This is a genomic window from Vibrio sp. Isolate23 (assembly GCF_022398095.1).
Lineage (GTDB): Bacteria > Pseudomonadota > Gammaproteobacteria > Enterobacterales > Vibrionaceae > Vibrio > Vibrio coralliilyticus_A.
Window position 1 is genome coordinate 202,224 of record NZ_JAKEUV010000008.1, and the last position, 11,972, is coordinate 214,195.

Annotated in this window: 7 protein-coding genes; 6 read left to right on the forward strand and 1 reads right to left on the reverse strand. The window is 49.8% G+C overall.

What is annotated here, in order from left to right:
* The first annotated feature begins 221 nt into the window (after positions 1–221).
* A complete protein-coding gene (locus L1D31_RS18060; protein ID WP_239838447.1) occupies positions 222–746 on the forward strand; it encodes a hypothetical protein in 525 nt (174 codons plus the stop codon).
* A 2-nt stretch (positions 747–748) separates the two neighbouring features.
* Here L1D31_RS18060 and L1D31_RS18065 read toward each other — a convergent pair whose 3' ends face one another.
* Positions 749–1,039 (reverse strand): hypothetical protein, encoded by a 291-nt coding sequence (locus L1D31_RS18065; protein ID WP_239838448.1) that lies wholly within the window; start codon positions 1,037–1,039, stop codon positions 749–751.
* On the opposite strand from L1D31_RS18065, the gene L1D31_RS18070 reads away from it, so the two are divergent.
* From L1D31_RS18070 to L1D31_RS18090, 5 genes are all read left to right on the forward strand, one after another.
* Positions 1,007–2,656, forward strand: a complete 1,650-nt coding sequence (locus L1D31_RS18070; RefSeq protein ID WP_239838449.1) for a hypothetical protein — start codon at positions 1,007–1,009, stop codon at positions 2,654–2,656. The genes L1D31_RS18065 and L1D31_RS18070 overlap by 33 nt on opposite strands.
* Before the next feature lie 336 nt (positions 2,657–2,992).
* Complete coding sequence (locus tag L1D31_RS18075) at positions 2,993–5,599, forward strand: RHS repeat-associated core domain-containing protein (RefSeq protein ID WP_239838450.1); 2,607 nt, start codon at positions 2,993–2,995, stop codon at positions 5,597–5,599.
* Between the two features lie 605 nt (positions 5,600–6,204).
* Complete coding sequence (locus tag L1D31_RS22685) at positions 6,205–7,935, forward strand: RHS repeat-associated core domain-containing protein (protein ID WP_239838451.1); 1,731 nt, start codon at positions 6,205–6,207, stop codon at positions 7,933–7,935.
* A gap of 44 nt (positions 7,936–7,979) precedes the next feature.
* Positions 7,980–8,513: a hypothetical protein gene (locus L1D31_RS18085; RefSeq protein WP_345772842.1), complete on the forward strand. Its 534-nt coding sequence runs from the start codon at positions 7,980–7,982 to the stop codon at positions 8,511–8,513.
* A gap of 364 nt (positions 8,514–8,877) precedes the next feature.
* On the forward strand, positions 8,878–11,727 hold the full coding sequence (locus L1D31_RS18090) for an RHS repeat-associated core domain-containing protein (RefSeq protein WP_239838452.1): 2,850 nt from the start codon (positions 8,878–8,880) through the stop codon (positions 11,725–11,727).
* Positions 11,728–11,972: the final 245 nt, after the last annotated feature.

Sequence of the window (11,972 nt, forward strand, 5' to 3'; positions counted from 1 at the left end):
CAAACAAAGAACCAAACGCTTTAACACAAACACAAACACACCAACCCAACCATTGCTTAAATACCCACCTCCCCAACACATAGCCACACCATCACTCACATGCCCAAACAGAAATATAAAATTACCTAAAAGAAACCACAAAACGTCACAACCAGATTGTAATCGCTTGATTTTAAAAAGATAATCACCAATCAAACAAAACCACTGAAAGAGAGAGCGCCATGTCACCTGGATTTGTGTCAGTGTTGTTACCACTACTCACAGAGATAGCCCCTTCACTCATCTCACGCATCATTGGTAATGATGAAGAGAAGAACAAACAAGCCGTTTCACAGATTAAGTCCGCTATTGAAGATGTAACAGGCCAACCTTTGCATGTCCCAAAAGACGTGACCGAGCTGCAGGCCGCCCTACAAGAAAACGCGACATTACGAGCAGACATCCAAAGAGCACTGGCCATCTTGGAGTATCGTACGGCGCAAGCCTACTTGAATGACAAACAAGACGCGAGGGCGCGAGACGTATCACTGGCACAGCAAGGCAGAAGCAACCGGCGCGCTAGCATGATGTTTATTCTGGCCTTCTTAGGCGTGATTACCATCGTGTGCGTACTGGTGTTGTTTTCTAATGATGAACAATTTCCAAAGGAGGTATCTGGTTTTTTAATTGGTATTGGCGGCATGTTTGTGCGAAGCATTAGCGCCGCCTTTGAGTTTGAATTTGGCGCCTCACATCGACGTCAGTAGTACTATTTGAGAGAAACGACATGACAGTTTTTTTTAACAGAACAGTAAAAGGTTGGGTTAGCACCATCCTTCTGCTGTCTAGCTGCGTATCGGGCGCTTCCGAGCGCATTGTCGACCAGGACGGCTTCCATATCAGTGAACGCTACCTCGTTGACAACATCGACGTATCCCCAGCAAAGGCCGTCATCGACCATGGAGAGCATGACTACGTTGATATCACCGTCACAGCCGATGGCTATGATAATACCGCCCTTGAACCGGTGACCATCCCTGCCGCCATCATCGAGCAGCACACCTATCTAACCTTTAAAGGGAGTGACGAACGACTACCAAAACAAAACACGGCGGCCCCGAATAAATGGGCATTTGAGGTGCTCCCGGCCCAAGCCGGTAACACACTCACGCTTCGAGTCAGGTCACAGGCACCAACAACAGCAACGCTATGTGTTTGGATAAGGGACACTCAAAATGGGTGGCACAACTCATGCACCGACAACGTGGATATCGGCGAAAAATCGGTGCAAATCACTAAAACCACCCCTCCCACCCCTGCCGGCACCCCCGTTGCGGTTGTGGATTGGAGCCCTGATACCACCATGTACTATTGGTCTGATGGTACCCAGAGCGGGTTTTCACATGACGATAATGCGTTTTTTCGAGGCGTTCACGAATTCGATGAGCAGGGCTTTAGGTCAAGCGACGCCGGTGCTACGGGGAGTTGGCCAACCGACCGCCAACTGGCCGGCGCAGAAGGTCTAATGCTGTTTTGGGACAATAAAACCTTCCAATACTTTACAGATGGGGCCGGAAACTTTGTGCTCGACCTCACACAAGACCCACTGTCACTCTCCGAGCTAGGGAAAGGCGGGAATCAACCTGACTGGTCGAACAAGCGGCTTGTAGGGGTTGCCGAGGCTTGGGAATGGAGGGCTTTTTTCTGGCATGACGGCACCCACTCTCTMTACCATATTGCAAACGACTATTGGGATTTTCGCGGTAGTGAAGGCTTGAGTACAGGCTTTCGCTCCAACGCAACCTATGACATCCCAAACGATAAGCGCATCAGTGCCGTTGAGGCGATAGAGGACAAAAAAAATCAGTTCCGCATCTTCTGGTTCGATGGCACCCACTCAGAGAGCAGGGGCAGCAATCTAACCAAAAACACCGACGGCTTTGATGAGCACGGCTACCGCTCAAACAAGGCGCTGCCAGACTGGCCCACCCCCACCCCACCACCACCACCACCCACCACCCCCATCGCGGTTGTGGATTTTAACTCTGACATCACCTCGTACTATTGGTCTGATGGTACCCAGAGCCAATTTTCACATTACCATAATGCGTTTTTTCGAAACCTGAATGGCTTTGATGCGCAAGGCTTTAGGCCAAGCGACTCATACGCTACGGGAAGTTGGCCAACCGACCGCCAACTGGCCGGCGCAGAAGGGCGAATGCTGTTTTGGGACAATAAAACCTTTCACTACTTTCTAGATGAGAGCGGAAACTTTGTGCTCGACCTCACACAAGACCCACTGCCACTCTCTGAGCTAGGGAAAGGCAAGCCTCAGCCTGACTGGTCGAACAAGCAGCTTGTAGGAGTTGCCAAGACTTGGCAAAGTCTACTGTTTTTTTGGCATGACGGCACCCACTCTACCTACATTCCTCTTGGGAACTATTGGGAGTTTTATGGTCAGGATACAGGCTTTTCCCCCAACAAACTCTATCGCATTCCAAGCGGTAAGCGCATCAGTGCCGTTGAAGCTATTGGGGACAAAAAAAATGCCTTCCGCATCTTCTGGCTCGATGACACCCACTCAGAGGCTAGGTGCTACAGTCTAACCAAAAACACCGACGGCTTTGATGAGCACGGCTACCGCTCAAACAATGCGCTACCAGACTGGGCCCGTTGATAACCCATCTCCCTTGCCGCTCCAGGTGAGGGAGTTCATTTTCACCCCCGTAACTGGAGAGGTACCACTATGAAATCACTTGACAAGCGCATCGCTCAAGTATGCCGAGATACGCCTGACATTCAAGTGCTTGATAACCGGAGTTTGACCATCCGGGAGCTACAGCTTCACCGAGCAACGCCCGACGAGGTCATTGATGCCCGCCCTACCTGCCATACCTACAACAAGGCCGGGCACCTCATTGCCAGCATTGACCCGCGGCTAGCGACACTGCGTGAGCAAAACCCCGAAGTTAATCCCAACTTTACGTACCTGACCTCCCTGAGTGGTCACCCGTTGCTCACGCAAAGCGTCGACGCGGGTTGGCAGGTGCAGCTGCGCGATATGGCTGAGCGCCCTCTGTACCAAGCAAATCAAGCGGGCACGGTGCACACATTTACCTATGACGACTTAGACCGACCTGTCGCCATTTACGAGAGCACACTGGACAGCAGCAACCAGCCTCGGGTGACCGAGCGCATGGTCTATGGCGACGCCCTGCCAAATGCAGAGGCGCAGCCTCATAACCTCAAAGGCCAATTGCTCCGTCATTATGACCTGGGGGGCTTGCGTGCCCTCACCTCGTTCAGCCTGCTGGGGTCTCCATTGACGGAATCACGCCGGTTGCTGGTGGTGGAAAATATCGAGAACGACTGGCGAGGCAACGCAGAGAGCGACTGGCAATACTTGCTACTGCCTGGAGAGGACAATGCCTACATCACCCAGTGGACCTATAGTGCACTTGGAGAGACACTCACTCAGACCGACGCAATGGGAAACAGACAACGCTATTCTTATCTGTCAACCGGACAACGCAAAGGGAACTACCTCACCCCAAATGGGCAGGCTGAACGGGTAATAACCCATGAGTTAGAATACAACGCCGCTGGGTTAAAACTTAAAGAGACCGCCGGTAACGGGGTATCGACAGTGTATACCTATGATGCCAACAGCTTGCAGCTGTCTCGGACGCAAGTGATTCGCCCCACCCAAACCGGCCGCCACTCTGTGCTGCAAGACCTACGTTATCGCCATGACCCAGTGGGTAATGTACTCAGCATTAAGGATACTTCCACCGCGACGCGTTTTTACAAGAATCAGCGGGTATCAGCCAGTAACCAGTACCAATACGACTCGCTCTACCAACTCACCCAAGCCACTGGCCGCGAGAATGACCACATTCTCCCGCAGAGCGGTTGCTTGCCTGAGACTCTTATACCTGCTCTGGCGGACACTCAGCAATTGCGTAACTATACTCGGACCTACCGCTATGACCGAGGCGGTAATTTACTGCGCATTACCCATCATCCGGCGTCAGGTCACGGCTATACCCGAGAAATGGTGATATCAAACCGCAGTAACCGCGCCATTGCGCAAGTGGCAGGCGCGCCTTTACACCCTGAGGATGTGGAAGAGTATTTCGATGAAGTGGGCAATTTGAAGGCGCTTGCAACCGGTCAGCCACTCAGTTGGGACGGGCAGAGTCAGTTGCGGGACGCGACCTTAGTGACCCGTGAAACCGGTAGTGATATCGAGCGCTATCGCTACAGCACGCAGGGGGTGAGGTTGAGCAAGACCACGGAGACGGTCATTGATGTAGCCAGTCAACGGGTTAAGCGAGAGACGGTAATTTACCTGCCTGGGCTGGAGTTGCGACAACGCTGGGAGCGGAAAGGGAGCCGGTCCTTTTTTCGCAGTGCGACGCTGACAGAAGACTTACACGTACTAGTCATCGGACAGAGTGGTGCGGGGACGGCGAGGATGTTGCATTGGGCGCAAGGTAAGCCGGCAACCATAGAGAATGATGTGTTGCGTTACAGAGTGGACAGCCACTTAGGCAGCAGCGCGCTGGAGTTCAACCAAGAGGCCGATATTTTGACGCAGGAGGAGTATTACCCATATGGTGGGACAGCTGTGTGGTCGGCAAAAAACCAGACAGAGGCGAAGTACAGGACGGCGCGTTACTCAGGCAAAGAGCGTGACGCGACGGGGTTGTATTATTACGGGTACCGGTATTATCAGCCTTGGGCAGGACGCTGGCTAAACCCTGACCCGGCGGGAACCGTGGATGGACTTAACCTGTTTAGAATGGTCAGGAATAATCCGACAACACTGCACGATGGTGATGGAAGAGCACCTCTAAGGCGTTACCCTGGAACACAAACTACGTTCGGGAGTATGGGAGGGGTCAAATTCGAAAAACAGTCATACCTCGCGAAAAAAAACAACAGTGGACTTTTCGAGCTCAGTGACAAAGGATCTGGTGTCCACCCAATAGGTTTAGAGGGAAATATCGCCCAAATTTACCATCAGATAACGGACACACACAGAAATGAAACCATTATAAATACGGTGGACTCTTTTGTTAACACTTCAATAAATGGCACAGCCCCCCCTTCCAGGGCTATCTACGCACGCCTAGAAGAATTGAGTGAATACCAAAACGGCGCAACTTACTTAAACCCTGTGGGTAATAGCGTCAAGGCGCTTTTCTCTGGAGCTGTCAACTTGGGAATAAGAACAGGACTCCCCACCCCAGAGCCCATACTGGGTACAACTCCCGGCACAGTTGGAAAGGCCTCAGTTGGCTTAGCAAAATCTATAGCTCGCGTTGCAGGGAATGCTAGGGGTGAGGCAAAAGGTGAAGCGAGCGGGAATGCAGATGAATTAAGAAATATTCGGCTCATGATTTCAAACGAGAAGCAGGATGGCATGCTATACATAGGAGATGGCCAAGTCACGTTTGAACGTGTGGCAAATAGGCTTTTTTCATCTAAAGGCAGTACTGAGCTCTCGCTGATTGAACACATGTCCCAACAAGCAAGCCAAAACCCCACATATAGAAAAAGAGCTCAGCGAGAGATTGCCAGCAAACTAATGGACGCTGTAACAATCCATCATTGACGCAATGTGCAGGTAAAAATGCAAATAATTCAGTGTAACAATCCGAGTTACACTGAAATTTTATAAACCTTTAAAACTATTAATGTGACATAACCATGAATAAACAAACAGCACTGACACCAGCGGAACTGTGCAAAGATACCCCTACCATCACTTTACTCGACTGCCGCGGCTTAACCATCGCAGATGTTAACCACCTTCGCCGCAACATCAACGAGCCTGTTGANTATTAATGTGACATAACCATGAATAAACAAACAGCACTGACACCAGCGGAACTGTGCAAAGATACCCCTACCATCACTTTACTCGACTGCCGCGGCTTAACCATCGCAGATGTTAACCACCTTCGCCGCAACATCAACGAGCCTGTTGAAGTCCTCACTACCCAACATTGCTTTAGTGCCGCCGGGTTCCTGACACTTAGCGCAGACCCTAGGCTTAACGATGCCGGGCTACACAACTTTACTTACCTCAACAGTCTGTCTGGCGCCCCGCTCATCACCGACAGTGTCGATGCCGGCACCACCTGGCAACTCGGTGATGCGAAGGGCCGCCCCTGGCTAAGCGGTGATGGCTCGGCGCACCATCAAGTTCATTATGATGTGCTCAGCCGCCCCACTCACCGTGAAGAGCGCCCCCTTGATACCACCACTGGCCACGTTCGAGAACGCTGGGTCTACGGCGAAGGCGCCCCCGAAGCCTCTGCTCGCAATCTCAACGGGCAATGCATTCGCCATTATGACCTCGGCGGTCTGAACGAAATGCCAGCCTTTAGCTTACAGGGAGGCCCGCTGCATGAGCAGCGACGCTTATTAAACAGTTACGACGATGCCCTCTGGGTTGGCGAGCATGAATCCGCCTGGCAACGCGCGCTCTGTGACGAACCCTTTGACACCTATTGGCAACAAAACGCCCTCAGGGAGCAGACACGACTGACCGATGCGGCGGGTAACCATCACGACACCCACTACAATCGACTCGGGCAACAAGCCGCGACTTACTTTACGCCAATGGGACACTCTCACCCTCAGCTTGTCCGACGCTATATTGACTACAGCGCCGATGGTCTGCCCTTCATCGAACAGCATGGCAATGGTGTCACTCGCCATTATGAGTACCACCCCTTGACTCGCCGCTTAATGCGGATGCACAGTGAGCGCCCCCAACAACAAACAATGTCGACCTTGTTGCAAGACATGCACTATGAGTATGACCCTGTCGGCAATATCCTCACCATTGATGACAAAACTGTTTCGGTCAAATATTACAAAAACCAGCGCGTGTCCGGGAAAAGCCAATACCGCTATGACTCGTTATACCAACTGATTGAAGCCAAGGGCCGAGAAAATGCCAACAATCTACCGCAAAATCACTTGCTCCCTCAACTCAGCAGCGACCCGCTAGCTCATTCTGACTATACCCGGCAATACCACTATGACTCCGCGGGTAACCTCACCAAAATGCAACATCAGGGGGAGCATTCCTACACTCGCCAATTGACCGTCTCAACACACAGCAACCACAGTGTCGATGCCTCTCTTTATCCCCATATCTCTGCCGAACAGGTCAAGGCCAAACTGTTTGATAAACACGGCAACCTCTGCGAGTTGAGCCCAGGTAAAACCCTACGCTGGAGCAGCGAAAAGCAATTGACCGAGGCCACCCTACTAAAACGTGAGCAGTACTCAGACACCGAACACTACCAATACAGCACTATGGGTCATCGACTGGTGAAACGCACCCATCGACTCATTATGAGTGATGTCGAAGACATGCCCTCTGCAAGTGGTAGGGTTCGAGCGAAGTCTCGTTTGGGTAACGTGAGACAAAGTGACGCCTTGTGGAGTGTGCAAGAAGTCATTTACCTGCCTGGTGTGGAAATTCGTCGGGGTTACCAACGGCTAGGGCAAACCATCACAAAAAAGGAGGAGCGCCATGTCGCTACTTTGGACTCTATGCGCTACCACTTGTGGTTGCTCGGCACTCCTGACGCCATCAAATCCAGCAAACTGTATCGTTATCAACTTGACAACCACCTTAGCAGTGCCCATCTGGAGCTGAATGAGCACGCAGAGATACTCAGCCACGAGGAGTACTACCCATTTGGCGGTACTGCCGTCTGGTCAGCGAAAAGCCAGACAGAAGCAAAATACAAAACGATACGTTACTCGGGTAAGGAGCGGGATACAACAGGGCTGTCTTATTATGGTTATCGCTATTATGCGCCATGGTTGTGCCGATGGCTGAACCCAGACCCGGCGGGAACCGTGGACGGGCTTAACCTGTTCATAACTCAGACGAAAATTCTGACACAACCGCACGTAATATTTTAACGATTAGCAACCTCATTGAAAGCGATTCCATTATCCAATCGTTTATCAGCGAACCATCTGAAAAATGTGAAGCTGCAGCAAGTCATGTTTCACAGATATTAAGAGATAACAAAATAACACATCAAGTTCGAGGTATGTATATGTGGGCAAAAGCAAACGATGATATGCCAATGAATCACTTTGCAACAATTGCAAGTGTAGGGGGTGATAGAATAGTGATTGATCCAACGATAGCGCAATTTTCTGCTTTCTCGCCTTCTAGAGTATCAACAGAGCATGACTGGTCTGTTGACTTTTCTAACCTAAATACTACTAAAGCTATTGGATATAGAGATTTTCCTTCATCCCAACAAGCAAAAAGTCGATTTAGCACAGCCACTTCCGTTGAACCATTTGGACAAGATGATCTGACTTTTATCAATAAACCATCCTGGTACGACAGAGGAGAAAGAAATGTAGCGGCATTGAAGACATTAAGAGAAAAAGAAGTGGCAGCCAGAAGCGCTTTTATTCAAAGAAGAAAAGAGCTATTAACCTCCCCAAAAACAACTAAAAGTAATTCCTGCTCTGTTCTATAAAAACGGGCTTTGTTGAAGTGCTCATTGCGAGGGCGTTCAGAATTCAGAACCAGCTAGTTTTGGCTACATATCTGAGAGTTCATCTAAGCGAACCGCCAGTAGCGTGCTCTTAGCTTGTCGCGCGGACGATTACAACAGTGCTTCAGAGAATGGGTTAAGGTGCATATGTTGCTCAACAATCAAGCTTAACCCATTGATGCTTTTTTTTCTAAACTCGACCAGAGCTGTGTAAATGGATGTCAGTGACAACAAGAAAATAAGGGTCTGAATTTAACCAGTAGTATTGGTTTTCATTGTCCCCTTATTACACTCTGCGTGGCTATAACATCACGCAATTCAACCTCTAACCAAAGGACATGCTTTGATGAATGAACACGACATCGGTCAGATGTGCCAGAGCACACCGACCATCACTGTATTAGATAACCGCGGCCTGACCGCCCGGGAAATGCTGTTTAACCGTACTTGGAATAATGGTGTTATTGGTGACTTGGACATCCGGATAACCCGCCACAGCTACAATGCCGCTGGTCACCTGCAAACCAGTATCGACCCGCGCTTCTTTGCACAGTTGGAAGAAGCCACTACACCCGAGGAGAAAGAGCAGATACCGCGGAATTTCAGCTATATTACCAACTTGCCTGGCCAGCAGTTGCGTACCGACAGTATTGATGCTGGCTCGCGTATTACCCTAACCGACGTCAGCGGGGCCCCGATGCTGGAGTGGGATGAACGTGGTACCACCCGCCGGTTCGAATACAATGATGCCCTGCATCGCCCTACCACAGTGATTGAGCAGAATGATGCCATTAATAACGGGGGTGAGCAGGTCACCGAACGCTTTGTTTATGGTGACAGTGAGCCCAATGCATCAGACAACAACCTCAACGGCCAGTTGGTGCGTCATTACGACAACGCCGGATTACGGGAAATAAACAGTATCAGCCTAACCAACCAGCCGTTATCCGAAACCCGGCGTTTACTGTTATCGGACACCGGTGAAAGTGACTGGCAAGGAGGGCATGAAATCGAATGGGAAAAGCATCTCGAACCCGATGTCGCCGACAAACGTTACACCACAAGTCAGTTGTACAATGCCCTGGGGGAGGTATTGCAGCAAACCGATGCTAAAGGTAATCGACAACGGATGACTTATTATGTCTCCGGCCGCCTGCAAGCTAGTTATTTGACGCAAGCAGGGGAAAGTCGGGACGAGCTGACCATCGTTTCTGGTATGGAGTATGGCGCCCATGGTCAGAAGCTCAGGGAAGTAGCCGGGAACGGGGTGGTTAGCGAATACAGTTACGATGACAAAACTCTACACCTGAGCCAAGTGAAAACGACCCGCCCGGCCAAAGCCAGCCGTACTATCTTGTTACAAGACCTGCGCTACCGCTATGACCCGGTGGGTAATATCCTAAAAATACAAGATAAGTCCGTTGCTCCCCGGTTTTATAAGAACCAGCAGGTGTCAGCGGAAAACCACTATGAATATGATGCCCTGTACCAGTTAACTAAGGCCAAAGGCAGAGAAAATGACAGTAATAACCAGCAAAGTGCATCTTTACCGACACCTAAGATCCCTATTCCCAGCGACAGCAGTCAATACACCAACTATACCCGCAGCTACCGCTATGATCGTAGCGGCAACCTGACCCAAATTCAACATAACGGTGCCAGCCGGTACACCCATATCATAGTGGTATCGGACAAAACCAACCGGGCGGTGCAACAACGCAGCAATTCAGAGCCGCAAATCACCCCGGACCAGGTTGATAAACACTTTGATAATAACGGTAACCTCCAGAAGCTGGAGCACAGCAAAGCATTAACCTGGGGCCGGAGCGACCAGCTCAAGCGGGTAGATATCACCAACCAGCAGCAGGAGCATTACCAATACAGTGTCCAGGGGCAGCGTATAAGGAAAACACTGCAGGACTGCGCTAACACCCAGCACCAACAGGTGGTTTACCACCATGGACTGGAGATACGGCGCAACTACAGCACCAATCAGTCAGCCCACACATTAACGGAGGATCTGCACGTGCTCACTGTCGGCCAAGCGGGGCGAGCGCAGGTTCGGGTGATGCACTGGGAAAGCGGCAAGCCCGTAAATGAAGGCGAAATGCCGAACGACCAGCTCAGATACAGTCTGGACAACCACTTAGGCAGTAGCTATCTAGAGTTAAATCAGGATGCAGATGTATTGACGCGCGAGGAATACTACCCGTTTGGCGGCACAGCTGTGTGGTCAGCGAAAAGTACCACCGAAGCCAAATACAAAACCATTAAATACTCAGGTAAAGAGCGTGATGCAACGGGATTGTATTACTACGGGCACCGGTATTATCAGTCGTGGGCAGGACGTTGGCTAAACCCCGACCCTGCGGGAACTGTAGATGGACTTAACCTGTTTAGGATGGTGAGGAATAATCCTATTCTATTTAATGATCCTCACGGCCAATCCCCCAACTTTGCATTATACAACCCTTTTTCAAAAGAATCAAAAAAAGCGGCAATGGCTAGAAAGACTTTAGATGATAGTCATCGTTTTTTCACAAGCCCAGAATCGGCTAGTGAAGAGCGACGAGAACTTATCTCGAGTGGGTTGGAGCAGCTTATCACACACAGCAATGCGGAAGATTTTCAATCAATACTGGAATATGCCGAAGGTGGTAATGGAGCCTATGCTCAAATTAATACCGAGCTAAGAAGCAGCCTTCCTAATGAAGGTTTATCCGAGATAACGCAAGAAATACTATCCGATATTACAATGCTCAATGAGGTTGAAAACGCATATGCTTATCGCATTATTAAAACCCCACCCAGCGTGTACGGACGAGAAATAAAAACAGGAGATACCGTCATGGATTTAGGAATCGCTTCTGCCTCTACCTTTCCTGAATTTGCCCGCTCATGGTTAACTTGGTCGAATGGCAATTCCGGTATTGAACGGAATGAAACAGTGCACCTTGTATATTCACCGTCTGTAACAAAAAGAAATGCATCAACAAATATTGTGGCGGACCATGTTTTGATAGAGCCTTCACAAGGATTGAAGGTTCGTGCAATAAAAAATAAAACTATAACAAGGGAGCAAGGAGGGAATGAAAACATCACCTTTGTATATCTTGATGCAATTCCAATGGAGAAATTATCAAGAAGCTACGATAAATCTAAAAACCCTGTATTTGGTAATTACTTGTTTAGATGATAAGAGAACGATGCTTGTCGGAGCGACGCTAATTTGATGTGGCGTTGTTAATAAAATCAACTTGAAGATAAACGACGCCATATATGGCCAACTCAGTATTAATGTGACATAACCATGAATAAACAAACAGCACTGACACCAGCGGAACTGTGCAAAGATACCCCTACCATCACTTTACTCGACTGCCGCGGCTTAACCATCGCAGATGTTAACCACCTTCGCCGCAACATCAACGAGCCTGTTGA